The following is a 22,355-nucleotide window of genomic DNA, read 5'->3' as shown; positions in this document are numbered from 1 at the left end:
CGCTCAGCGGCGCAGCGTCTCCGAGGGCGCCTCGCCCCAGCGTTTGCGGTACTCGACCGAGAAGCTGCCGAGGTGGTGGAAGCCCCACCGTTCCGCGACGGCGGTGACCGTCACCCCGTCGGACGGGATCGCGTCGGTGAGTTCCTCGTGCACCCGCTCGAGGCGGCGCTCGCGCACGAACGCCATCGGTGACATGCCCAGCTCCGAGCGGAAGCCCTGCTGGATCGAGCGCACACTCATGTGCACCGCGTTGGCCAGCGACTCCATCGTGATCCGCTCGGCGAGGTGGTCGTCGATGAAGTCCATGGCCTGCTGGATGACCGTGCGGCGCGGATCCGGCGACGACGGCTGGGTGATGTCGGCGTGATAGTTCGACGGCTGCAGATAGAGCAGGCTGCTCATCACCAGTTCCTCGACCGGGCCGATGGCCCGCCCCTTCTGGATCAGCGAACCGGCGTGGTACACCTCGGTGTGCACCAGTTGCACCGCGGCGTGCCAGCGCATCGCCGCCTCGGTCGCCAGATCGAACTCCGGCTCGAAGACCAACGGGCGCACCAGGTTCCGTCCGATGAGCCGGGTCACGTGGGCGGACATCGCCTGGGCCTCGATCCGGATCAGCAGCTGCGGGGTGTCGACGCCGAGCTCCAGACGCAGCGGCACCCCGGGGCTGGAGACCAGTGACCGCATGGTGTTCGCCTGGAACGTCGAAGACGGGTGGACGACGGTGGCGACCCCGTTCATCGGCATGTGCACCGCGTAGTAGCGGCCGGATTCGGGGATGTCGATCGTCGCGGGGACGTGCAGATCGACGTAGAGCATGCTGACGTTGCGCAGCCGCACGCCGTGCATCGTCGCCGCGAACCGGTCGGCCCCGGCGGGGTCCACGGTGAGGGTCAGCGGGGACAGCGCGCGACCCATCAGCCGGGTCGCCTTGGCGATGTCCTCGGTGTAGAAGATCTCGTGGTCGGTCAGTGCGGGCGGGACGCCGCGCGAGCGCACCTTGCGACGCACCGGGTCGCTGGTGCGGCGGATGTCGATGAAGCCGAGACGGGTCAGACGCGACATCAGAACTGGTGCGGAGGATTGAGGAAGGGAAGGCTAACTTCGCAGTCGGCTAAGGCAATTCGCGTCCGCAAGGCAAGACTCCTAAACATCGGTCTCGCTTCAGCGTAACCATCTGTGCGCAATCCTGATAGGAGTTGCGCGAAAGCGATAGGCAGGGCGAGCACCGCTGAGTACGTTGGGGCTGTTCCCCCGATCAGGGGAGTCCGCCAGGGAGGTCGAGCATGGGCACCAACGGTGAAGCGAGCGCTCCCGTCCTGGAACCGGCCCCCCTCGCCGGGCCCTCGGCCACCCTGCGCGAACGACTCGACGATCCCCGCGTCGCCGACGCCCTCAACACGTTGCTCGAGCACGCCGATCTCCTCGCGGTGCTCGTCACCGGCCTGGACGGCTTCGTGCGCCGCGGCGACGACATCACCGCGAACCTGACGTCGGCGCTGGGCGAGCTCAAGGGACAATCCGTTGAGCTGGGCCAATTGTCGTCGAGCCTGGCGCAGCTGTCGGGCGGGCTGGTGCACGCGGCGCCGGCCATCACCACGCTGCTGAACTCGCCGCTGACCGACCCGCAAGGCGCCGAGGTGATCGCCGCGCTGGGCGACGCCATGGTGTCGGCGCGCACGTCCGTCCCGCCGGCACCCCGCGGGGTGCGCGGCCTGTGGAAGACGTTGCGCGGCGCGGCCAAAGACCCCGATGTGGCACGTGGTGTGGCGTACCTGCTCGAGGTGGCTCGCGTCTTCGGACGACGCGTCTGACAACACTCACGCACAACAGAATTCGCTCCGGAGAATCCGCGTCGTCGACGCCTCCGGTGATGGAGAGGAGTCCTCATGGCATCGGTGCTGTGGTTCCAGGGTGGTGCCTGTAGCGGCAACACCATGTCGTTCCTCAACGCGGACGAACCGAACGTCGTCGACCTGATCGTCGACTTCGGGCTGGATCTGCTGTGGCATCCGTCGCTGGGGCTCGAGCTGGGCCAGAACGCTCAGAAGCTGTTCTACGACTGCGCCAGAGGCGAACGGCCCCTGGACATCTTCGTGTTCGAGGGCACCGTGATGGAGGCCTATGGCGGCCGTGCGGACATGTTCGCCGACCGTCCGATGAAGGACTGGGTCACCGATTTGGCCGGCGCCGCCCAGATCGTCGTCGCCATCGGTGACTGCGCCTGCTGGGGCGGCATCCCGGCGATGGAACCGAACCCGTCCGGCTCGACGGGGCTGCAGTTCCACAAGCGCGAGAAGGGCGGATTCCTCGGGCCGGACTTCCGGTCGAAGATGGGCCTGCCCGTCATCAACGTGCCCGGCTGCCCGGCCCATCCGGACTGGATCACCCAGATCCTGGTCGCGCTGGCCACCGGCCGCGCCGGCGACATCACCCTCGACGATCTGCATCGCCCCGAGACGTTCTTCAAGACCTTCACCCAGACCGGCTGCACCCGCGTGCAGTTCTTCGAGTACAAGCAGTCGACGCTGTCTTTCGGCGAGGGCACCCGAACCGGTTGCCTCTTCTACGAATTCGGCTGCCGCGGACCGATGACACATTCGCCGTGCAACCGCATCCTGTGGAACCGGCAGTCGTCGAAGACGCGGGCCGGCATGCCCTGCCTCGGCTGCACCGAGCCCGAGTTCCCGCACTTCGACCTCGCTCCGGGAACGCTGTTCAAGACCCAGAAGGTCAGCGGCATGATCCCCAAGGAAGTGCCCGAGGGAACCGACCACCTCACCTACATGGGCCTGGCCGCGGCCGCGCGCATCGCGGCGCCGCAGTGGTCCAAAGAAGACATGTTCGTGGTCTGAGACCACATCTCGATGATTGGGAAGGACCCTTCATGACGTCACAATTGGATCTGTTCGTCAGCCCGCTGGGCCGCGTCGAGGGCGACCTCGACGTGCGCGTCACGATCGAGGACGGAGTCGTCACCTCGGCCTGGACCGAGGCCGCGATGTTCCGCGGCTTCGAGATCATCCTGCGCGGCAAGGATCCTCAGTCCGGGCTGGTGGTGTGCCCGCGCATCTGCGGCATCTGCGGAGGCAGTCACCTGTACAAATCGGCCTACGCTTTGGACACGGCGTGGCGAACCCACATGCCGCACAACGCCACGCTGATCCGCAACATCTGTCAGGCCTGCGAGACGCTGCAGTCGATTCCGCGCTACTTCTATGCGCTGTTCGCGATCGACCTGACGAACAAGAACTACGCGAAGTCCTCGCTGTACGAGGAGGCGGTGCGCCGGTTCGCGCCCTACGTCGGCACCAGCTACCAGCCCGGTGTCGTGTTGAGCGCCAAGCCCGTCGAGGTGTACGCGATCTACGGCGGGCAGTGGCCACACTCGAGCTTCATGGTGCCCGGCGGGGTGATGTGCGCGCCGACGCTGTCGGACGTCACCCGCTCGATCGCGATCCTCGAGCACTGGAACGACGCGTGGCTGGAAGGTCAGTGGCTGGGCTGCTCGGTGGACCGCTGGCTGGAGAACAAGACCTGGAACGACGTGCTCGCCTGGGTCGACGAGAACGAGTCGCAGTACAACAGCGACTGCGGCTTCTTCATCCGCTACTGCCTCGACGTGGGGCTCGACAAGTACGGCCAGGGCGTCGGCAATTACCTCGCCACCGGAACGTATTTCGAGCCGTCGCTCTACGAGAACCCGACCATCGACGGCCGCAACGCGGCGCTGATCGGACGCTCCGGGGTGTACGCCGGCGGGCAGTACTACGAGTTCGACCAGGCCAACGTCCGCGAGGACGTCACCCACTCCTTCTATCAGGGCGACCGGCCGCTGCACCCGTTCGACGGCGAAACCATTCCGATCGACCCGGAGCAGGGCCGCAAACAGGGCAAGTACAGCTGGGCCAAGTCGCCTCGCTACGCCGTCGGCGACCTGGGCAACATCCCGCTCGAGGCGGGTCCGCTGGCCCGCCGGATGGCCGCGGCCGGCCCCAACGCGGCCGCGCACCAGGACGACGATCCGCTGTTCGGCGACATCTTCAACACCATCGGCCCGTCGGTGATGGTGCGCCAGCTCGCGCGGATGCACGAGGCGCCGAAGTACTACAAATGGGCGCGGCAGTGGCTCGACGCGCTGGAGCTCAAGGAGAGCTTCTACACCAAGCCGACCGAGTACGCCGAGGGCAAGGGTTTCGGGTCCACCGAGGCGGCCCGCGGTTCGCTGTCGGACTGGATCGTCCTGGAGGACAACAAGATCAAGAACTATCAGGTGGTGACGCCGACGGCGTGGAACATCGGCCCCCGCGACGGCTCGGAGGTGCTGGGCCCCATCGAACGGGCGCTCGTCGGGTCCCCGATCGTCGATGCCGAGGACCCCGTGGAACTCGGCCACGTCGCCCGCAGCTTCGACTCCTGCCTGGTGTGCACGGTGCACGCCTACGACGGCAAGACCGGCCGGGAGCTGAACAAGTTCGTCATCAACGGGATGGTGTGAGCTGCCCTCTGCAGAGGTGAACGCAGGCGCGGACAACCCGGCGGCGCCCCTCGAGCCGCCGGGTTGTGACGTGCTGGTGATCGGTTGCGGCAACCTGCTGCGCGGCGACGACGGCGTGGGTCCGGTGCTGGTCCGTCACCTCTGGGAGCGCGGCGTCCCCGAGGGCGCCAAGCTCGTCGACGGCGGTACCGCCGGAATGGATGTCGCGTTCCAGATGCGCGGCGCGCGGCAGGTGGTGATCGTCGACGCCGCCGCCACCGGTTCGGCGCCGGGCACGACGTTCCGGGTGCCCGGCGACGAACTCGCCGAGCTGCCGCCGCTGCAGGGTCTGCACACCCATTCGTTCCGCTGGGACCACGCGATCGCGTTCGCCCGCTGGGCACTGGGGGAGGACTGCCCGACCGATATCACGGTGTTCCTCATCGAGGTCGCGGGCGTCGAGATGGGCGCCGACCTGTCCGAGCCGGTGACCGCGGCGATGGAACAGGTGATCGCGCTGATCGAACGCGACTACCTCGCACCGCTGCGGCCCGAGGTGCCCCGCGAGGTGACCGTCGAGTTCACCGCCGACGGGTATCTCCGGCTCGACGCCGCGACGGCGGCGGCCCGGTTCCCCTCCGACGCGGTGGCCGCGGTGCTGCGCGACGGGGCCCTGTGGCTGATTCCGCTGCGTGGACCGCGTAGCGGCGGCCTGCTGCTCAAACAGCGCACGCCCGCCGGAGACCGGTCCGTCCTGGTCAGCGAGTTGTTGAGGGAGACTCCACTGCGCGGCGTTCAGCGCGCATGCTGGGACGATGAACAGTCCGCGATGCGCATCGAGGTGCCGGCCCGCGAGGAGCGGGACACGTGATCGCCATGGTTGACCGCGAGCACCCCCAGGACAGGCCGCCGACCGTGAGGCGCCCAGACAGCTCCGCCGCCGAGGCCCGCGCGGTCGACACCGTGGTCGTGCCCGACCGCGGCCAGTGGGCGGTGGACATCGTCGTCGTGTTCGACGACGGCGTCGTCCGAAAACGGATCAGCACCCACCGCACGCGCCGGCGCGCCGACCTGGCCGCCGACCTCATCAAACGCGCCGCGGAGCGGGATCTGTCGTGAATCGCAGGGGAGGGCCGTGACCGATATCGCCGTCGAACCGACCGAGGCGGACGCCGGGCTGGTGACCCGCCCGCAACCGCTGGGCGTGTTCGGCCTTCCCCTGGGGTACCTGCTCATCCCTGCAGGACAGGACACCGATGCGGCGCGCGCCGCGCTGCTGGCGGGATGCCTGCCCGAGGTCTGGCCGGAGCGCATGACCGCGCACCGGCACGCCTACCTCGGGGACCGCGCCGCTGCACTGGCCGCGCTGACCGGCGACGATCCGGTGTCGCGGTATAACCGCTTCGTCCTCGACCCGGACGGCGTCTCGCCCGACGTCGTGCGCGCCGGTCTCGGCGGACTCGGGGTGCTCGTCGACGTGGTGCTGTTCGCGCTCGGACGCAGCGACGCCGTGCCCGACGCCGACGGCCTCGACGGCGAACTGGCCGCCACGGTGCTGGCGGTCGCAGCGTCTGCCGCCGTCGACGCGCACGCGCCGATCGAAGCCGTCGCGATCCTCGATAAGGCCGCGCAGACGGCGACGCCGGTGAGCCGCGCCTTGGCCGGCGTGCTGGCGGGTGCCGCGGCAGGGCTGTGCCGCGACGCGGGCGAGCCGTCCGCGGTGGGCCGGTTCGAGCGCGCGCTGACGCTGCTGGGCGGTGCCGACGGACTCAAGGTCGCCCGCGCCGAACTGCACCTGGCCGCGGCGGGCGTGCTGCACGAGCAGGCCGCGCAACGGCCCGAACTGATGCCGGCCGCGATCCCGCACTATCACTCGGCGCTGCAGCTGATCCGGCGCGAGGACGCGCCGCTGCTGTGGGCGTCCGGCCACGCCGACCTGGCGACGGCCTACCTGACGATGCCGATGGTGGAAGCCTCCGGCCAGTTGCGGTTGGGCATCGCCGCGCAGTCCCTGCGTCAGGCGCTGACCGTGTTCACTCGCGACGAGCATCCGCAGCGGTGGGCGAGCGTCCAGCTCAATCTCGCGAACTCGTTGGTGTACACCCCTTCTCGGCATCGTGAGGAGAATCTGGTGGAGGCGGTCGAGATCTACGAGGCCGTGCTCGAAGCCCGCGACCGCGAGACCGACCCGAGTGGGCGCGCCCGGGTACTGGCCAACCAGGGCAACGTGCTCGCCCACCTCGGCGTGTTCGACCAGGCGAAGGCGAAACTCTACGAGGCGCGGTTCCTGTTCGAGGAACTCGGTGACACCGACGCGGTGCGCTCGGTGCGCGGTGTGCTCGACGAGATCTCCCGGGAGGGGGCGCGATGACGCTCACCGACACCACTGATCTCGACACGCTCGCCGGGCGGGTCGACGCCGCGGTCGCGGCGCTGGCCGATCTGGACCCCGCCGCGCGGGCTGCGGCCGAGGAACTCAAAGCAGCGCTGGAGGCCATCCACCGCGCCGGGTTGACGACGATCGTGTCGCGGATGCGCGCCGACGACGGCGCACGTCCGCTGCTGTTCGACCTCGTCGACGATCCGGTGGTGCGGATGCTGCTGACGCTGCACGGCATCATCCGGCCCGACCCGGTCACGCTGGCCGAGCGCGCGCTGGCCGCGGTGCGTCCGCAGCTGCACAGCCACGGCGGCGACGTCGCGCTCGTCCGCATCGAGGACGGCGTCGCCTTCGTGCGTCTCGAAGGCGCCTGCAACGGATGCTCGATGTCGTCGGTGACGCTCCGCGAGCTCGTGGAAACCGCGTTGCAGCAGGGTGTTCCGTCGCTGCGCGCGGTCGAGGTGGTGCCCGCCGAGCCGTCACCGGCAGTGATCCCGGTCGAGGCGCTGCGGATGCCGCCGCGCCCGGCCGACGACGGCTGGGTCAAGGTGACCCGTGCGGAATCGGTGCCGGTCGACGGGGTCACGGTGCCCGCCGACGGCGTCATCGTGGTCAACATCGGGCAGCGGCTGGCGGCGTACCGCAACGAGTGCGCGCACGAGGCGCTCCCGCTCGACGAGGCGATCCTCGATGCGTCCGCGGGAACGCTGACCTGCCCGTGGCACGGCTTCTGCTATGACGCGACGTCGGGGGAGTGCCTGTCGGCGCCCGGCGTGCAACTCGAACAGCTGCCACTGCGGATCGACGACGGGGATGTCTGGGTTCGGACCGGCCGATGAGTCGCTACACGGTGCGGCACACCGTGGCGGGCCGACCCGCCGGGCAGATGCCGACCGCGGTGCTGGCTGATGACCGCGGCGGCGGTTGGCGACCGCAGACCTGGCTGGGTGCGCCCGCTCCAGGTGGTCTCGCGCTGCCGCAGGCGATGCCGAGCATGTCGTGGATGTATTCGCCCCGTGGGGTTTTCGCCGACGACGATCATGTCGTGGTCGCCGACTCCGGCAACCATCGCGTCCTGATCTGGCACGGTGTCCCGCAGGAAGACGAGCAGCCGGCCGACGTGGTGCTCGGTCAGCCCGACGGCGGTACCGAGGGCCGCGCGGCGGGCGGTCGCGGACCTGAGCGCGGCATGAACCTGCCGACCGGCGTTGCGATCGTCGACGGGCGGCTGATCGTCGCCGACGCCTGGCATCATCGGATCCTGATCTGGAACGTGGTGCCGCAGTCCGACGACGTCGCGCCGGATGTGGTGATCGGTCAGCCCGACAGCGCGTCGGTGGACCCGAATGCGGGCGGCGAGTGCTCGGCGGGAACGTTCTACTGGCCGTTCGGGTTCGCGGTGCTCGGCGGACGGTTCTGGGTGGCCGATACCGGTAATCGGCGGGTGCTGGGATTCAGCGGCGGTGTGCCGGAGCCGGGGCAGGCCGCCGACATCGTGCTCGGGCAACCGTCACCGAGTGGCCGCGAGGAGAACCGAGGTGCGGCGGCGGGTCCGTCGAGTTTCCGGTGGCCGCACGCGATCACCGGCACGCCGGACCTGCTGCTGGTGGCCGACGCGGGCGATCACCGGGTGCTGGGCTGGTCGCCGCACCCGGTCGTCGATGCGCCGGCGAATTCCGTTCTGGGACAGCCGGACTTCGTCACCGCGCAGGAGTGGCCCTACGGCCCGCACACCGGTGACCGGTTCCGATTCCCGTACGCGGTGGACTACGACGGCGAGCTCCTGGTGGTCGCCGATACCGCCAACAACCGCATCCTGATGTGGGACGGGCTGCCGGAGGAGCCGCTCGGTGGCCGGCCCGCCGACCATGTGCTGGCGCAACCCGACTTCGCGTCGAACGGTGAGAACCGGTGGGCGCTGGTCGGCCGGGACACGCTGTGCTGGCCCTACGGGTTGAGCCTGCACGGAGACCTGCTCGCGGTCGCGGATTCGGGGAACAACCGCGTGATGCTGTGGCGGCGATCGTGAGGCCGCGGATCATCCAGCAGGACAACCAGATCGGGTTCCACTGGGCGACCGCTGGCAGCCTGCCCACCACCCTGGTCGATCTGGTGGGTGACGACGACGAACCCGACCGCCTGGCGGCGACGCACCTCTCGGCGCTCGACGACGCGATGATCGATGCGGCGCGGCGGTTCGGCGAACTGCTGGGCGGGGGACGGCGGCCCACGCAGCAGGACCGCGAGGATCTCGCGGAGCTGTACCGCAGCCTGGACGACGCCTGCCTGGACTACGCGCGGGCCGTCGATGTGCTCGACATGAGGCCCGACTCCCGGGCCGGCCGCATCATCGGCACGGCAGTGCTGATGTCGATCCTGGCGCGGCAGCCCTTGGACATGCTGGGGCCGGCGCCGTTGGACGGTGAGTTGGCGGAGCCGACGCTCGGTGTCGTCGGCGGGTACGGCGAGATGGTCTACGTCGACGCGGGCCGGCCGTGGAAGGGCAGCCGCTGGGTGGTGCGCACCGAGTCGGGCGCGCGGCTGCCGTTGACCCTGTCGATGCTGCTGTTCGACAGCTCAGGCACCAACCGGGATGCGGCGCGGACGGAACACATCGAGGCGTTGCAGGCGGTGACATCGGCCGCGGCGCACCCCGAGGCGGATCCGTACGGCGTGGCGTGCGCGCTGGACTGGTTGCTCTACGACTACCTGATGGCGCACCGCGACGGACCCGACAGTGCGGAGATCGTCTTCGCGAAAGGGCGGGACGGCGACGCCGGTGTCGTGGTGGCGGCCGCCGCGGCGTCGGTGACCGCGCGGGCGACGTTCGATCCGGCGCTGGCCGTCAGGCGGGGGTGAGCGTGACGTTGTGCAGCGCGATCGCGACGTCGGTCGGCAGGATGTCGACGAACGTCGGCGTATCGCGCAGGGCGTCGCCGTTACCGATGATGTTCCCCGGAGATGTTCCGGCACAGGGGAAGTCGCGGCACCGCAGCCAGAAGCCGGGCGGACTTTGGTATGGCTGCATGCTGGGTGACTGGTCCACCCGGTAGCGCCCCGGCGGGATGAACGTCGTGGCCCAGCCGTCGCGGGGTTGGGTGGTCACCCCGAAGACGCCGTTGCTGCCGTAGCTCGGCACGGCCCCTGCCGGAGCTGCCAGCACACACGCGGATGCCACGGCACCGGCCGCGACGAATACGGCAACGTTGACGTTCATGCAGCCGAGCGTAGCTGTGCCGCTACGGTCCTTGGTCGTCTTCGGGCAGGAGGTGGCGTTCGGGGTGGTGGTAGCCGTTGACGCGGTGCTGGCCGGTGTCGAGGTCGGGTGGGGGGATCCATTCGGTTTGGCCTTTGGGGTTTCGGTGGGTGGTCCACTTGGTGGTCTCGATCATCCGGTTTTCCGGGCCGCAGGCCAGGGTCGTGGTGTCGACGTCGGTGCGCCCGCCGTTCTTCCAGTCCGTCAGGTGATGGACCTGGCACCAGTAGCCCGGCACGGTGCAGCCGGGCCTCGTGCAGCCGCGGTCACGCGCATGCAGCACGATCCTTTGCGCCGGCGACGCGATCCGCTTCGACCGGCCCAGATACAAGGCTTGGCTGGCGTGCTGATCGAACACCGCCAGATAGTGGAACGCATGCGAGGCCATCCGGATCAGATCGGCCATCGGCAGCAGGGAGCCGCCGCCGGTGACGGCCACTCCGGCGCCCTTCTCGAGTTCCTGCAAGGTCGTGGAGACTATGACCGTGACGGGTAATCCGTTGTGCTGGCCCAGCTTCTTGGAGCACAGCGCCATCCGGCCGACCGCGAGCCAGGCGTCGTGGCGACGCTGCGCGGGTGTGACGGGTAATCCGTTGTGCTGGCCCAGCTTCTTGGAGCACAGCGCCATCCGGCCGACCGCGAGCCAGGCGTCGTGGCGACGCTGCGCGGGGCTGCGGGTGTCAGCGCGGCGTTGGTCCTGATCGGGTTGGCCGTCGATGCAGGGGGTGTCGTCGTCGGGGTTGCAGGCGCCGGGGGCGGCGAGTTTGGCCTCGAGGGCTTCATAGACCGCCCGCCATTCCGGTTCGTCGTCGGGGTTGCAGGCGCCGGGGGCGGCGAGTTTGGCCTCGAGGGCTTCATAGACCGCCCGCCATTCCGGAGTCACCCAGCCCGAGAGCTTGCTCATCCCGTCGGCCTGCTGCTCGCCCAGGGTGACGGCGCGGCGGCGGGCGCGTTCGGCGTCGGTGGGTTCGGGACCGTCCTGATCGATCTTCGCCGCCAACCGCTCGGCTGCCTTCTTCAAGTCCTCGGGTCGGCGGCGGGCGCGTTCGGCGTCGGTGGGTTCGGGACCGTCCTGATCGATCTTCGCCGCCAACCGCTCGGCTGCCTTCTTCAAGTCCTCGGGTTTGAGGCCCGCACCCACCGAGGCCAACTGGCGGTCTGCGGCGGCCCGGGTGCCGACATCCACCCACGAGGGCAGCTTGTCGTGAAAGGTGGCGATCACGGCCACGTGCTCAGCATCGAGGGCGCCGCGGGCTTGGGCGGCGGCGGTGGCTTCCCACACCGGCGCCAACGGCTCCCCGCTGATCGCTTGCCGCGGGCCCAGCGCCGCGGCGTGGGCCAGCCGGCGTTTGGCCTCACGATCAGAGACCCGCAGCGCGGTGGTGAGCACCGTCTTCCACGACGACTCCCCGAGTCGGTGCGGCTCGGTCTCGGCCGTGAGCCGCGCCAGCACCCGATGCTCCAACGCCGGGACGCTGCGCAGCACGGTCGTCACCTCCGCCAAAAGCTCCACCAGCTCGCGGTGGGTCAGGGTGTCGCAGGTGTCGTGCAGCATCGCGATCTGCGACCGGATCGCCTCCACCGCGCTCGCGACTTCACCCACACATCGAACACTAGTTCGAACCACCGACAAGTTAGGCTCAGCCCATGCGAGTCGGAGTGCTGGGAGCCAAGGGCAAGGTCGGCGCCACCATGGTCGCGGGGGTCGAAGCCGCCGACGACCTGACGTTCACCACCGGAGTGGACGCCGGCGATTCGCTGTCGGCGCTCACTGACAGCAGTACTGAAGCCGTCATCGACTTCACCCATCCCAGCGTCGTCATGGACAACCTGAAGTTCCTGATCGACAACGGCATTCATGCCGTCGTCGGCACCACCGGCTTCACCGACGAGCGGCTCGACCAGGTCCGGCAATGGCTCGCCGACAAGCCAGACGTCTCCGTGCTGATCGCGCCGAACTTCGCGATCGGCGCGGTGCTGTCGATGCACTTCGCCCAGCAGGCCGCGAAGTACTTCGAGTCCGTCGAGGTCATCGAGCTGCACCATCCGCACAAGGCCGACGCGCCGTCGGGGACGGCCGCACGCACCGCCAAGCTCATCGCCGAAGCACGAAAAGGTATGCCGCCCAACCCCGATGCCACCAGCACCGGCCTCGAAGGGGCGCGCGGCGCCGACGTCGACGGCATCCCCGTGCACTCGGTCCGGCTCGCCGGCCTCGTCGCCCACCAGGAGGTCCTCTTCGGCACCCAGGGCGAGACGCTGACCATCCGGCACGACAGCATCGACCGGACGTCGTTCGTCCCGGGTGTCCTGCTGGCCGTCCGCAAGATCCGCGAGTTCCCCGGCCTCACCGTCGGTCTGGAACCCCTGCTCGACCTGACATGAACGAGGGGTCCCGCGCGCTGCGCACCCAGCTGCTGATCGGCTTCATGTGCCTTGCGCTCGTCGTCTACTTCGTCCTGCTCGGCAGGGCCGCGGTGATCCTCATCAGGTCCGGGGAGTCGGCGGCCATCGGACTCGGCGTGGCCATCCTGATCCTGCCGATCATCGGCGCCTGGGCGATGATCGCCACGCTGCGGGCCGGTCTCGCGCACCAGCGGCTCGCGCGCCTGGCGCGCGAGCAGGGCATGGAACTCGACGTCAGCGACCTGCCGCGCAGGCCCTCCGGACGGATCAGCCGCGACGCCGCCGACGCGCTGTTCGCCACCGTCCGCGAGGAAGTGGAGGCCGACCCCGACGACTGGCGCCGCTGGTACCGATTGGCCCGCGCCTACGACTACGCCGGGGATCGCAGCCGCGCGCGGGAGACCATGAAGAAGGCCGTGCGGATGCAGGAGACGGCACCGTGAACGGCACTGCCGGAACCTAATCCGCTCGCGGCCGCAGGCCGTCGGCCAGCACGCGGCCGGCGTCGCGCAGCGCCTCGGATGCATCGGACATGCCCGCCCGCGGGTCCAACGCCGCCGCGACCGCGCCGGTGAGCAGGCTGACGGCCAAGTCGGGAGTGATGTCGCCCCGCACGTGCCCCGCCCGCTGCCCCCGCGCGATGCCCTCGCGCAGCGGCCGCAGCACCGCGGTGACCTCCTGCCGTGTCCGGTCGTCGACCGGCCTCAACTGACGCACCGCGCGATACCGATCGCCGATGGCGCCGAACGCTTCGACGACGTCGGCAGCGATCTCCGGGGTGACCTCCGGCTCTGGCCCCAGCGTGCGCTCCAGCGCCTCGCGCGTCTCCGCGAGAGACCGGCGGTACAGATCGGCCAACAGTTGCTCCCGTGACCCGAGGTGCCGCCATGCCGTCGCCCGGCCCACTCCGGCGGCGACCGCGATGTCTGCCATGGAGGCTGCGGGATCCTCGGCGAGCGCCTGCGCGGCGGACTCGAGCAGGTCGCGACTGGACTGGCCCATGGTCGTTTCATTACCACCACAGAACGCCGTGAAACAATCTGTTTCATCTTTTGGTGGTGGGGGTACCTCCCGACGGTGGCAGGCGTGCGTCGAGTGATGGAGCGGGCGGTCGCCCGCGTTGTCGCCTCCGACCCGTCGCATCAGCGGCTGCGGATGGCCGCGCGGGGGACGCTCGCCGTCGGCGGAGCGGTTGTCGTGGTCGCCCTGCTCGCCGCGGCACTCGGTCAGTCCATCCTTCCCGCCGCGCCGGGAGTGGTCGTCGCGATGATCGGCACCATGGCCGTCAACGACGAGTCGCGACGTGCCCGGATGATCACTCTCGGTCTCGGTGTACTCACCGCTTTCGGTGGCGTCGCGGTGGGCAGCCTGCTGTTCGACGCGAGCATCGCCAGTCACGTCGCCTTCGTCGCCGCCGCGGGCGTGGCCACCTACGTCCAGCGCTACGGGCCGCGGGGAATGGCCCTGGGGATGTTGGGCTTCATGTCCTATTTCATGGCGATCTTCCTGCGCATCCCCACCAGTGGGCTGTGGTGGACCGCGCTGGCTGTCTGTGCCGGCGCCGTCGTCGCCGGTGTGGTCAAGGAGGTGCTCGTGCCCGACCGGCCGGTCGGCGATCTACGTCGCACCGTCGACGCTTTCGTCACCCGGGTCGGACAGGTTCGACGCGCGGCCGAGCAGGTGGTCCGCGACGGTGACGACGGCATCGACGGCAGGCGGCGGAGCCGGCTCCGGCGGCGCATCCTCGGGCTGCGCGAGACGGAACTGGCGATCGACGGTCAACTCGGCGACTCCGACGACGAAACGTCGCTGCGTCTGCACGATCTGGTTCTGCACGCGACGCTGGCTGCCGAGGCTCTGGGTGAGCGCGCGGTGCACGGCGCCAGCGGTACCGACCTCGACGAAGACGAACTCGACCAGATCGTCGCGGAGCTTCGCGAGGCAGGACGCACGGCCCGACCGGAGGAGGAGGGCAGCGACGACGAGACGGACAGCGACGACGAGGATTCCGCCGAGGATGACGAACCGCACAGCCGGCTCTCGCCCGACCTCCGCAAGGCGCTGCAGGCCACGGTCGCCACCGGCCTGGCCGTGCCGATCGGTCTGCTGGTCTCCACCCAGCGGTGGTACTGGGCGGCGATCGGCGCGTTCGTGGTCTTCACCCGTCCGGCTACCGCGGCCGAGAGCGTGGTGCGCGGCTCCGAGCGGCTGCTGGGAACGACGATCGGCGCGGCGGCCGGCATGGCGCTGGGCACCGCCGTCAGCGGTCATCCCGACGTTCAGCTCGTGCTGCTGGGGGTGGGTGTCTTCGTCTCGCTCTACCTGTTCGGAGTCTCCTACATCCTGGCGATGGCGGGCATCACGACGATCCTGGCGATCGTCTACGACCTGATGGGTCAGTTCAGCGGCCAGGTGCTGGAACTGCGGGTGGCCGAAACGGCCATCGGTGTCGCGCTCGGCGGCGTGGCCGCGATGCTCGTGTTCCCGACCAGCTCGCGGACCAAGATCCGGGAATCCGAGAGCGACCTCCTCGAAGAACTGCAGAGCTTCATCGACACCCTGGCCGACCCCGACGCCAGCCGTCGATCGCGCGACCTGCGCGACGCCGCCCGCGCCGTCGAGCAGAAAGCCCACGATCTTCGTCTGGTGGCCGAGCCTCTGACGCAACCCTTTCCGGGGATCGGCTCGGGCCGGCGGCGCCGACGGGTGGTCATGCTGACCGCTCTGGGCCGCTCGGCACGTCAGCTAGCGCGGGAGGTCTCCGCCGATCCGGCATCTCTGCGCGACGCTGCAGTCCGCGAGGACCTCGAGGCGCTGTCGTGTCGGCTGGCAGCGGTACGTTCGGAATCCGATGCCGCGCAGCATGTTCCGGTTCGCGCAGCGCAGACCGACGGGTCGATCGGACGCGAACTGCACCGTATCGCCCGCACACTCGACAGCCTGTCCGACGACCCGGAGGCGACGACGCCGCTCGGCGGTGCCGACACCACGACGACCGGTCGCCGGGTCTGACGCCGGCCCCGTGCACAATCGGTCGATGACGACCTCGTCGAGTCTGCTGATCGTGCACCACACGCCGTCGCCGCACTGCCACGAGATGCTCGACGCCGTCATCGCCGGCGCGACCGACCCGGAGATCGAGGGCGTGGAGGTGATACGACGACCGGCGCTGACCGTCTCGCCGGTGGAGATGCTGCAGGCCGACGGCTACCTGCTCGGCAGCCCGGTGAACCTCGGTTACCTCTCCGGCGCCCTCAAGCACGCGTTCGATCAGAGCTATTACCAGCTGCTGGATTCCACAGGGGGGCGACCGTTCGGCGTCTTCCTGCACGGCAACGAGGGCACCGAGGGCGCCGTGCGGGCCCTCGACGGGATCACCGGCGGGCTGGGGTGGGAGCGCGCGGCCGAAACCGTCATCGTGTCGGGCAAGCCGACCAAGGCCGACCTGGAAGCGTGCTGGAACCTCGGCGCGACCGTCGCCGCTGCGCTCATGTGACGCACGCCCGGCTCAGGCCGACTGCACCGCCATGTCCCGCACCGCGCGGCCGACATCCCTGGCCAAGCTGTCGGTGTCATGATCCGGTCGCAGCGCCGCCGCCCATGAACCGACATCGACCGCGCCGTGAGCCAGGGCCCATCCCAGAACGGCGCGCCTGCCGGCTTCCTCGACAGTCAACCGCGGATTGGCCTCTCGCACAGCGTCGCTCAGGCGACCGAAGGCCGCGGATGCGGCTTCCCTGAGCGCCACGCCCTCGTCGCCCCCGACCTCGGTCGGCACCGTCCGGAACATCAACCGGTAGTGCGTGCGATGTCGCATGGCGAAAAGCACGTACTGCCTCGCCAGCTCCTCGAGCCGATCCGACGCCGAACCGGGCCCGCCGAGAACCGCGGACTGAACGCTGCCGAGTGCGTCGAACCCGTCGCACGCGACCGCTGCCAGCAGCGCATCCTTGTCCGGAAAGTGGTGATAGGGCGCCGCGGCCGACACCCCCGCACGACGGGCAACGGCCCGAAGCGTCACCTTCTCCGGGTCGGACTCGGCGACCAGTTCGAGCGCGGCGTCGATCAGCGACGAGCGAAGAGCACCGTGATGCTGTCCGACGCCTCGACTCACGCCACGAAGATTGACAGTGTTCAACACCGCGGTCAAGATTAACAGTGTTCATCTTCGTCGCCGACAGGACATGATCATGCAGACCTTCACCGTGAACGGCCGTGCCGTACGGGTTCGTGCAGTGCACTGCGGCACCGTGACGATCAAGCGATGCCACGCCACCTGCTGCCTTCCCGAGCGCACGCCCTCGGCTCTGCGCCTTCTCGCCATCCTGGCCGACCGCCGCTTCGCCCCGCCGATGCCGATCTGGAGCTACGTCATCGAGCACCCCGACGGACTCTTCGTCGTCGACGCCGGGGCCTCGCCGTCCTACAACGATCCGCACTCCTGGCGGCCCGATCCCCGCACCGGAACGGTGATCCGGTCGTTCATCAAGCTGACCGTCCAGGAGGGCGCAGCCCTGCCCGAGCGGATGGCCGACGCCGGACTCGATCCGGAGAATGTTCGCGCGCTGGTGCTGACCCACCAGCACGTCGACCACACCGGAACTGTGCCGTCGTTTCCCCGCGCGGACATCTGGACCACCCGGGCCGAGGACCTCGCCGCGGGCCGAATCGGTGCGCTGCACTGGCGCTGGCGTGACGGGTCGACGCGTATCCGCCACGTCGATGTCGAGGGCACCGCGACCGATCTGGGCACGGCCGTGATGCTGACCGACGACGGCTCGTTGAGTGCGATCCACACGCCCGGTCACACTCCCGGTTCCGTCACCGTGCGACTCACGACGGATCAGACGGACATCTGGTTCACCGGCGACACCTCGTTCACCGCCGATGGCATGGACCCTGCGGCGCCGACGGCAGGCATCCACACGGACATGCGGCGGGTGCGGGCATTGCAATCCCGCTTGCGCGACGCTGGGCTGATCCTGCCCTCCCACGACCCCACGGTGCCCGCTCGGCTCGGTTCCGCATCCGTCGGAGTGTCGCAATGACGATTGCGCGGTGCCGTGGATGCGGCGCGTTCGTCAGCGCGCCCACTCACGGGGCGGCACACTTGCTCCGACATTGACGCACCGACGTGAGGACTGACATGCCCGGTATCTCCGAAATCGCCCTCGCCGGGGCTCCGATCGCCGGCGGCGCGCTGCTGGGAATGGCCGCGGGCAACCTCAAAGGGCCTGATATCCAGGCTTTGATCGTCAAGGACATGGACCTGCTGGCGCGCATCCCGGAAGACCAGGTCCAGCGGCGCGCCGAACTGCAGCGCATCATCAACCTTCGCATCGACGACCTGATCGCCGCCGTGCACAGGAACCGCGAACTTCGCGAACTCGCCGCGTCCTACGAGGGCAACTGGCGCGACATCGTCGTGTTCGTGTGCGCCGTCCTGTTCACCGTCGTGTGGTGGAACGTCGACCACGCCCGGACGAACTGGCTCCTGTTGTTCATCGTGTTGATCGTGTTGTCGGTCATGGCCGGGGTCTACGCGGCGCGCGGCATCGTGCGGGGCGTGCGGAGCTTCCTGCACTCACGCCACCGCGCCGCGCACGGTCAGTAGTGGTAGGTGTCCGACGGCGCCGGAATGTGCACCGGGTCGTCGACGTCCTCGAAATGCGAGGGCTCGATGCCGTACGAGCGGGCGAGGGCGAGGATCTTGTTGGCCCGCGCGATCCGGGGCAGATCGGAGCCGTTGCGGATCTCGCCGCCGTCGCGTTCGAACTCGACCAGGAACTCCTTGGCCCAGCCGATCTCCTCGACTGACGGGGACAGGCCCTCGTTGACCGTCGGGCACTGATCCGGCGTGAGACAGATCTTGCCGGTCATCCCGAATTCGGCCGAGACCGCCGTCGCCTCGCTGAGCCGCAGCGCGCTCGACCCGACGGTCGGGCCGTCGATCGCGCTCGGCAGGTGTGCGGCCTTCGCCGCGATGGTGAAGCGCGACCGCGCATACGCCAGCGTGGTCGGATTGTCGCCGAAGCCGGTGTCGCGGCGGAAGTCGCCGATCCCGAACGCCAACCGGAAAGTGCCCTTCGCCGAGGCGATCTCGGTGATGCGTTCCAGCCCGCGGGCGGTTTCGACCAGCGCGACGATCGGCACGTTCGGGAGCCGCTTCGCGGTCTCGGTGACGTGGTCGACCGATTCCACCATCGCCAGCATCACCCCGCCGACCGACGTGCCGGCCAGCATCTCGAGATCACCGGCCCACCATTCCGTACCGAAACCGTTGACCCGCACCCAGTCGTCATGTCCCGCGGCGAGCCAACGGGTGACGTTCTCCCGCGCGGCGGCCTTGTCCTTCGGGGCGACCGCATCCTCGATGTCGAGGACGACGATGTCGGCCCGGGACTCCACGGCGGGTGCGAACCGTTCGTAGGAGGCGCCGTTGACGAGCAGCCAGCTGCGCGCGAGCACGGGGTCTATCCGCGTGCCGTGCTCACCGTGCGCCGATTCGCTGAAAGTCTGGTCATACACGCTGCTCACCCTAGGTGAGCGCCGAAGAACGAGCGCATCGCCTCCCAGTGCCGCCGCGCCGCGGGCTCGTCGTAGGGCTCGTTGTCCGGCACCGCGAAGCCGTGGAAGGCGTCGTAGAACACCACGGTGTGCTCGACACCGGCGGCCGTGAGCGCCTTGTCCAGCACCTCGCCGTCGGCGACGGTGAACGAGCGGTCGTTCTTGGCGGCACCGACGTACACGGCCGCGGTGATCTGATCGGCCATCAGGTGAGGGCTCGACGGATCGTCGGTGACCAGGCCGCCGCCGTGGAACGACATCGCCGCCGCCACCCGGTCGGGCAGCCGGCCGGCGACCACCAGCGACGTCCGCCCACCCATGCAGTAGCCCGTCGTCCCGAACGAGGACCCGCTGACCTCGGGGCGGTCCGCCAGGTAGTCGAAGAAGGCCTGCGCATCGGTGGCCATGATCTCCGGGGTCACCTTCGCCATCATCCCGAACAGCCGGGTGCGTTCGGCCTCGTCGGAGAACACCGTGGTCATGGAGAACGGCGCCCAGTCGCCGTCGCGGTAGTAGACGTCGGGCACCAGCACCGCGTACCCGTACTCGGCCAGTTTGTCGGCCATCGCGCGGAACGTCGGCCGGGCCCCGCCGGCGTCGGGATACATGACGACGCCGGGCCAGGGCCCGTCGCCGTCGGGGGTGTGCAGGCTGACCGGGCAGGAGCCGTCGGCGGTGGTGACAGTGTCGGTGATCCTCGGCATGGGTTCCGTTCTACTCCGAGCCGTTGCACGTAAGCTGAGCGCGTGCCGATCCCCACCCCGTACGAGGACCTTCTGCGCCTGGTGCTCGAGCACGGAACCGCCAAATCCGACCGCACCGGCACCGGCACCCGCAGCCTGTTCGGCCACCAGATGCGCTACGACCTGAACGCCGGCTTCCCGTTGATCACCACCAAGAAGGTGCACACCAAGTCGATCGTCTACGAGCTGCTGTGGTTCCTGCGCGGCGACTCCAACGTCGGCTGGCTGCAGCAGCACGGCGTCACGATCTGGGACGAATGGGCTTCCCCGACAGGTGATCTCGGCCCCGTCTACGGCGTGCAGTGGCGGTCGTGGCCGACACCGTCCGGCGAGCACATCGACCAGATCAGCGCCGCGCTCGACCTGCTGCGCAGCGACCCGGACAGCCGTCGCAACATCGTCTCGGCCTGGAACGTCGGCGAGATCCCGCAGATGGCGCTGCCGCCGTGTCACGCGTTCTTCCAGTTCTACGTCGCCGAGGGCCGGCTGAGTTGCCAGCTCTACCAGCGCAGCGCCGACCTGTTCCTCGGCGTGCCGTTCAATATCGCCAGCTATGCGCTGCTGACGCACATGATGGCCGCCCAGGCCGGACTGGACGTGGGGGAGTTCATCTGGACCGGCGGGGACTGCCACATCTACGACAACCACGTCGAGCAGGTCACCGAGCAACTGTCCCGCGAAGCCCGGCCCTATCCGGAACTCGTGCTGGCGCAGCGTGATTCGATCTTCGACTACACCTACGAGGATGTCATCGTCAAGAACTACGACCCGCACCCGGCGATCAAAGCCCCGGTGGCGGTGTGAGCCACGGCCTGAATCTGATCTGGGCGCAGTCCTCCTCCGGCGTCATCGGCCGCGGCAACGGCATTCCCTGGCGGCTGCCCGAGGACATGGCGCGGTTCAAGGACCTCACCATGGGACACACCGTGATCATGGGGCGCCGGACCTGGGAGTCGCTGCCGGCGAAGTTCCGGCCGCTGCCGGGCCGGGAGAATGTCGTACTCACCCGTCATGCTGACTACATGGCTGAGGGAGCACGGACCGTGACGCGCCTCGAGGACGTGACGCTCGACGGCGCCTGGGTGATCGGCGGGTCGGAGATCTACGGGCTGACGTTGCCGCTGGCGACACGGTGCGAGGTCACCGAGATCGACATCGACCTGCGCCGGGAGGACGACGATGCGCTGGCGCCGGTCCTCGACGGGGACTGGATCGGGACCGAAGGGGATTGGCAGGACAGCTCTTCGGGGCTGCGCTACCGGTTCTACAGCTACCGGCGGGCATGAGGCTCACCGCTGCGCAGGCGCGGCGGGTGGCCGTGGCGGCCCAGGGTTTCGCGGACGCCAAGCCGGCGGGACCGGTCACCCGCGCGCACCTGAAGAGACTGATCGCCCGGATCCAGGTGCTGCAGCTCGATTCGGTGTCGGTGTCGGTGCGCGCCCACTATGCGCCGGTGTTCAGTCGGCTCGGCCCCTACGACCGCGACCTTCTCGACCGGGCGGCCTGGAGCCACTCGGCGCGCTCGCCCCGGTTGCTCGTCGAGTACTGGGCGCACGAGGCGGCGCTGATGGCCGTCGACGACTGGCCGTTGATGCGGTGGCGGATGCGCGAGTACTCGCACGGCCGGTGGGGGACCGAGATCGTCAAGCGCAACGCCAAGCTCGCCGAGGACATCGTCGCCGCGGTCGCCGAACTCGGCCCGGCGACCGCGGGGCAGATCGAGGCCCATCTGGAATCCGAACCGCGCGGGCGCAAAGGACCGTGGTGGGACCGCAGCGACACCAAGTGGGTGGCCGAGGCGCTGTGGTCGTCCGGGGTGCTGACCACCGCGACCCGCATCGGGTTCGCGCGGCACTACGACCTCACCGAACGCGTGCTGCCCGCCGAGGTGGTGGCGCGCCACGTGGACGAGGCGCAGGCCGTCCGGGAACTCACGCTGCGGGCCGCCACGGCGCTCGGCGTGGCCACCGAGGCCGATCTGCGCGACTACTTCCGGCTCGGCGCCCGGCAGGTCAAACCGGCGATCGCCGACCTCATGGCTTCCGGCGAGCTCGAACCGGTGCAGGTGGACGGGTGGACCGCGCCGGCCTATCTGCGCGCCGGCCAGATCGTGCCGCGCCGCGACCGGGGCGCCGCGCTGCTGTGCCCGTTCGACCCGTTGGTCTTCTTCCGGCCCCGGGTCGAGAGGCTCTTCGGCTTCCACTACCGCATCGAGATCTACACGCCGGCGCCGAAGCGGCAGTACGGCTACTACGTGTGGCCGTTCCTGATGGACGGCCGGCTGGTCGGTCGCGTGGACCTCAAGGCCGACCGGACCGCCGGCGCCCTGCAGGTGGTGGGCGCGTTCAGCGAACCCGACGAGGACCCGCGCCGAATCGCCGAATCGCTTGCCGCGGAACTGACGTCGATGGCCGGCTGGCTCGGGTTGGGCGACGTCGTGGTCGGCGAGCGCGGCGATCTCGCCTCGAGCGTGCGGGCCGCGCTCGGTTGATGCGGCACCCCGCGGTGTCGGCAGGAGTGCGGGCG

The 22,355-nt window shown here is 69.5% G+C and carries 25 protein-coding genes; 18 read left to right on the top strand and 7 right to left on the bottom strand.

The window, feature by feature from the left end; translation table 11 throughout:
- Nucleotides 1–3 precede the first annotated feature (3 nt).
- A complete protein-coding gene (locus tag MCHLDSM_RS10280; RefSeq protein WP_048469958.1) occupies nt 4–1,065 on the bottom strand; it encodes an AraC family transcriptional regulator in 1,062 nt (353 codons plus the stop codon).
- 221 nt (nt 1,066–1,286) lie between these two features.
- Here MCHLDSM_RS10280 and MCHLDSM_RS10275 point away from each other — a divergent pair, with 221 nt between their 5' ends.
- The 9 genes from MCHLDSM_RS10275 to MCHLDSM_RS10235 all read left to right on the top strand — a co-directional run bounded on the left by MCHLDSM_RS10275 (nt 1,287) and on the right by MCHLDSM_RS10235 (nt 9,716).
- On the top strand, nt 1,287–1,814 hold the full coding sequence (locus MCHLDSM_RS10275; protein WP_053081166.1) for a DUF1641 domain-containing protein: 528 nt from the start codon (nt 1,287–1,289) through the stop codon (nt 1,812–1,814).
- A gap of 75 nt (nt 1,815–1,889) precedes the next feature.
- Nucleotides 1,890–2,855, top strand: a complete 966-nt coding sequence (locus MCHLDSM_RS10270) for an NADH-quinone oxidoreductase subunit B family protein (RefSeq protein WP_048469957.1) — start codon at nt 1,890–1,892, stop codon at nt 2,853–2,855.
- A 32-nt stretch (nt 2,856–2,887) separates the two neighbouring features.
- Entirely contained in the window at nt 2,888–4,498 is a 1,611-nt protein-coding gene (locus MCHLDSM_RS10265) for a nickel-dependent hydrogenase large subunit (RefSeq protein ID WP_048469956.1), read from the top strand.
- A gap of 76 nt (nt 4,499–4,574) precedes the next feature.
- Nucleotides 4,575–5,348 carry a hydrogenase maturation protease gene (locus tag MCHLDSM_RS10260; protein WP_082168838.1) on the top strand — a complete coding sequence of 258 codons (774 nt, stop codon included), beginning with the start codon at nt 4,575–4,577 and terminating at the stop codon, nt 5,346–5,348.
- Nucleotides 5,349–5,353: 5 nt separating this feature from the next.
- Nucleotides 5,354–5,596, top strand: coding sequence for a hypothetical protein (locus MCHLDSM_RS10255; RefSeq protein WP_048470277.1), 243 nt, complete (start codon nt 5,354–5,356; stop codon nt 5,594–5,596).
- Nucleotides 5,597–5,612: 16 nt separating this feature from the next.
- Nucleotides 5,613–6,848 carry a tetratricopeptide repeat protein gene (locus tag MCHLDSM_RS10250; RefSeq protein ID WP_048469954.1) on the top strand — a complete coding sequence of 412 codons (1,236 nt, stop codon included), beginning with the start codon at nt 5,613–5,615 and terminating at the stop codon, nt 6,846–6,848.
- Complete coding sequence (locus tag MCHLDSM_RS10245; protein ID WP_048469953.1) at nt 6,845–7,696, top strand: NifU family protein; 852 nt, start codon at nt 6,845–6,847, stop codon at nt 7,694–7,696. The genes MCHLDSM_RS10250 and MCHLDSM_RS10245 overlap by 4 nt, the downstream gene beginning before the upstream one ends.
- Nucleotides 7,693–8,886, top strand: a complete 1,194-nt coding sequence (locus tag MCHLDSM_RS10240) for an NHL repeat-containing protein (RefSeq protein ID WP_048469952.1) — start codon at nt 7,693–7,695, stop codon at nt 8,884–8,886. The genes MCHLDSM_RS10245 and MCHLDSM_RS10240 overlap by 4 nt, the downstream gene beginning before the upstream one ends.
- Nucleotides 8,883–9,716 (top strand): hypothetical protein, encoded by an 834-nt coding sequence (locus MCHLDSM_RS10235; protein WP_048470276.1) that lies wholly within the window; start codon nt 8,883–8,885, stop codon nt 9,714–9,716. Before MCHLDSM_RS10240 ends, MCHLDSM_RS10235 begins: the two co-directional genes overlap by 4 nt.
- Here MCHLDSM_RS10235 and MCHLDSM_RS10230 read toward each other — a convergent pair.
- Nucleotides 9,703–10,074 (bottom strand): hypothetical protein, encoded by a 372-nt coding sequence (locus MCHLDSM_RS10230; RefSeq protein WP_048469951.1) that lies wholly within the window; start codon nt 10,072–10,074, stop codon nt 9,703–9,705. The two genes, MCHLDSM_RS10235 and MCHLDSM_RS10230, sit on opposite strands and share 14 nt — an antisense overlap.
- A 22-nt stretch (nt 10,075–10,096) precedes the next feature.
- Nucleotides 10,097–11,668 (bottom strand): HNH endonuclease signature motif containing protein, encoded by a 1,572-nt coding sequence (locus tag MCHLDSM_RS10225; protein WP_053082963.1) that lies wholly within the window; start codon nt 11,666–11,668, stop codon nt 10,097–10,099.
- A 92-nt stretch (nt 11,669–11,760) separates the two neighbouring features.
- Between MCHLDSM_RS10225 and dapB the strand changes: the two genes are divergently transcribed.
- Both dapB and MCHLDSM_RS10215 read left to right on the top strand, forming a co-directional pair.
- A complete protein-coding gene (dapB, locus tag MCHLDSM_RS10220) occupies nt 11,761–12,498 on the top strand; it encodes a 4-hydroxy-tetrahydrodipicolinate reductase (protein ID WP_048469949.1) in 738 nt (245 codons plus the stop codon).
- Complete coding sequence (locus tag MCHLDSM_RS10215) at nt 12,495–12,962, top strand: tetratricopeptide repeat protein (protein WP_048469948.1); 468 nt, start codon at nt 12,495–12,497, stop codon at nt 12,960–12,962. Before dapB ends, MCHLDSM_RS10215 begins: the two co-directional genes overlap by 4 nt.
- A 16-nt stretch (nt 12,963–12,978) precedes the next feature.
- Here MCHLDSM_RS10215 and MCHLDSM_RS34975 read toward each other — a convergent pair whose 3' ends face one another.
- Complete coding sequence (locus MCHLDSM_RS34975; protein WP_053082952.1) at nt 12,979–13,521, bottom strand: TetR/AcrR family transcriptional regulator; 543 nt, start codon at nt 13,519–13,521, stop codon at nt 12,979–12,981.
- A gap of 84 nt (nt 13,522–13,605) precedes the next feature.
- On the opposite strand from MCHLDSM_RS34975, the gene MCHLDSM_RS10205 reads away from it, so the two are divergent.
- Complete coding sequence (locus MCHLDSM_RS10205; RefSeq protein ID WP_131722622.1) at nt 13,606–15,531, top strand: FUSC family protein; 1,926 nt, start codon at nt 13,606–13,608, stop codon at nt 15,529–15,531.
- Nucleotides 15,532–15,556: 25 nt separating this feature from the next.
- A complete protein-coding gene (locus MCHLDSM_RS10200) occupies nt 15,557–16,015 on the top strand; it encodes a flavodoxin family protein (protein WP_048470274.1) in 459 nt (152 codons plus the stop codon).
- 12 nt (nt 16,016–16,027) lie between these two features.
- Here the strand turns inward: MCHLDSM_RS10200 and MCHLDSM_RS10195 are convergent, their stop codons facing one another.
- Entirely contained in the window at nt 16,028–16,633 is a 606-nt protein-coding gene (locus MCHLDSM_RS10195; protein ID WP_053082951.1) for a TetR/AcrR family transcriptional regulator, read from the bottom strand.
- A 136-nt stretch (nt 16,634–16,769) separates the two neighbouring features.
- Here MCHLDSM_RS10195 and MCHLDSM_RS10190 point away from each other — a divergent pair, with 136 nt between their 5' ends.
- Together MCHLDSM_RS10190 and MCHLDSM_RS10185 are read left to right on the top strand one after the other, a co-directional pair.
- On the top strand, nt 16,770–17,567 hold the full coding sequence (locus MCHLDSM_RS10190; protein ID WP_158023720.1) for an MBL fold metallo-hydrolase: 798 nt from the start codon (nt 16,770–16,772) through the stop codon (nt 17,565–17,567).
- Between the two features lie 98 nt (nt 17,568–17,665).
- Complete coding sequence (locus tag MCHLDSM_RS10185) at nt 17,666–18,133, top strand: hypothetical protein (RefSeq protein ID WP_048469945.1); 468 nt, start codon at nt 17,666–17,668, stop codon at nt 18,131–18,133.
- On the opposite strand, the gene MCHLDSM_RS10180 is transcribed toward MCHLDSM_RS10185, so the two are convergent.
- Together MCHLDSM_RS10180 and MCHLDSM_RS10175 are read right to left on the bottom strand one after the other, a co-directional pair.
- Entirely contained in the window at nt 18,127–19,047 is a 921-nt protein-coding gene (locus MCHLDSM_RS10180; protein ID WP_048470272.1) for an HpcH/HpaI aldolase/citrate lyase family protein, read from the bottom strand. The genes MCHLDSM_RS10185 and MCHLDSM_RS10180 overlap by 7 nt on opposite strands.
- A gap of 5 nt (nt 19,048–19,052) precedes the next feature.
- Nucleotides 19,053–19,790 (bottom strand): dienelactone hydrolase family protein, encoded by a 738-nt coding sequence (locus MCHLDSM_RS10175; protein WP_048469944.1) that lies wholly within the window; start codon nt 19,788–19,790, stop codon nt 19,053–19,055.
- A gap of 42 nt (nt 19,791–19,832) precedes the next feature.
- Here MCHLDSM_RS10175 and MCHLDSM_RS10170 point away from each other — a divergent pair, with 42 nt between their 5' ends.
- From MCHLDSM_RS10170 to MCHLDSM_RS10160, 3 genes are read left to right on the top strand one after another with little or no spacing between them, the layout of a single operon-like run.
- On the top strand, nt 19,833–20,633 hold the full coding sequence (locus MCHLDSM_RS10170; RefSeq protein WP_048469943.1) for a thymidylate synthase: 801 nt from the start codon (nt 19,833–19,835) through the stop codon (nt 20,631–20,633).
- The gene (locus MCHLDSM_RS10165) at nt 20,630–21,115 is read left to right on the top strand and encodes a dihydrofolate reductase (RefSeq protein WP_082168809.1); all 486 of its coding nucleotides are present in this window, start codon (nt 20,630–20,632) and stop codon (nt 21,113–21,115) included. Before MCHLDSM_RS10170 ends, MCHLDSM_RS10165 begins: the two co-directional genes overlap by 4 nt.
- On the top strand, nt 21,112–22,320 hold the full coding sequence (locus tag MCHLDSM_RS10160) for a winged helix-turn-helix domain-containing protein (protein WP_048469942.1): 1,209 nt from the start codon (nt 21,112–21,114) through the stop codon (nt 22,318–22,320). Before MCHLDSM_RS10165 ends, MCHLDSM_RS10160 begins: the two co-directional genes overlap by 4 nt.
- Nucleotides 22,321–22,355: the final 35 nt, after the last annotated feature.

The sequence above is a fragment of the Mycolicibacterium chlorophenolicum genome, from assembly GCF_001044235.1.
GTDB lineage: Bacteria > Actinomycetota > Actinomycetes > Mycobacteriales > Mycobacteriaceae > Mycobacterium > Mycobacterium chlorophenolicum.
Note: the sequence above shows the minus strand (reverse complement) of the source record. Positions and strands in the feature narration are given on the sequence as shown.

Excerpts from the sequence above, each read along its gene's own strand:
- MCHLDSM_RS10280 (WP_048469958.1), bottom strand. The coding sequence starts at position 1,065 with ATGTCGCGTCTGACCCGTCTCGGCTTCATCGACATCCGCCGCACCAGC.
- MCHLDSM_RS10275 (WP_053081166.1), top strand. The coding sequence starts at position 1,287 with ATGGGCACCAACGGTGAAGCGAGCGCTCCCGTCCTGGAACCGGCCCCC.
- MCHLDSM_RS10270 (WP_048469957.1), top strand. The coding sequence starts at position 1,890 with ATGGCATCGGTGCTGTGGTTCCAGGGTGGTGCCTGTAGCGGCAACACC.
- MCHLDSM_RS10265 (WP_048469956.1), top strand. The coding sequence starts at position 2,888 with ATGACGTCACAATTGGATCTGTTCGTCAGCCCGCTGGGCCGCGTCGAG.
- MCHLDSM_RS10255 (WP_048470277.1), top strand. The coding sequence starts at position 5,354 with ATGGTTGACCGCGAGCACCCCCAGGACAGGCCGCCGACCGTGAGGCGC.
- MCHLDSM_RS10245 (WP_048469953.1), top strand. The coding sequence starts at position 6,845 with ATGACGCTCACCGACACCACTGATCTCGACACGCTCGCCGGGCGGGTC.
- MCHLDSM_RS10240 (WP_048469952.1), top strand. The coding sequence starts at position 7,693 with ATGAGTCGCTACACGGTGCGGCACACCGTGGCGGGCCGACCCGCCGGG.
- MCHLDSM_RS10230 (WP_048469951.1), bottom strand. The coding sequence starts at position 10,074 with ATGAACGTCAACGTTGCCGTATTCGTCGCGGCCGGTGCCGTGGCATCC.
- MCHLDSM_RS10225 (WP_053082963.1), bottom strand. The coding sequence starts at position 11,668 with ATGCTGCACGACACCTGCGACACCCTGACCCACCGCGAGCTGGTGGAG.
- dapB (WP_048469949.1), top strand. The coding sequence starts at position 11,761 with ATGCGAGTCGGAGTGCTGGGAGCCAAGGGCAAGGTCGGCGCCACCATG.
- MCHLDSM_RS10215 (WP_048469948.1), top strand. The coding sequence starts at position 12,495 with ATGAACGAGGGGTCCCGCGCGCTGCGCACCCAGCTGCTGATCGGCTTC.
- MCHLDSM_RS34975 (WP_053082952.1), bottom strand. The coding sequence starts at position 13,521 with ATGGGCCAGTCCAGTCGCGACCTGCTCGAGTCCGCCGCGCAGGCGCTC.
- MCHLDSM_RS10200 (WP_048470274.1), top strand. The coding sequence starts at position 15,557 with ATGACGACCTCGTCGAGTCTGCTGATCGTGCACCACACGCCGTCGCCG.
- MCHLDSM_RS10185 (WP_048469945.1), top strand. The coding sequence starts at position 17,666 with ATGCCCGGTATCTCCGAAATCGCCCTCGCCGGGGCTCCGATCGCCGGC.
- MCHLDSM_RS10175 (WP_048469944.1), bottom strand. The coding sequence starts at position 19,790 with ATGCCGAGGATCACCGACACTGTCACCACCGCCGACGGCTCCTGCCCG.
- MCHLDSM_RS10160 (WP_048469942.1), top strand. The coding sequence starts at position 21,112 with ATGAGGCTCACCGCTGCGCAGGCGCGGCGGGTGGCCGTGGCGGCCCAG.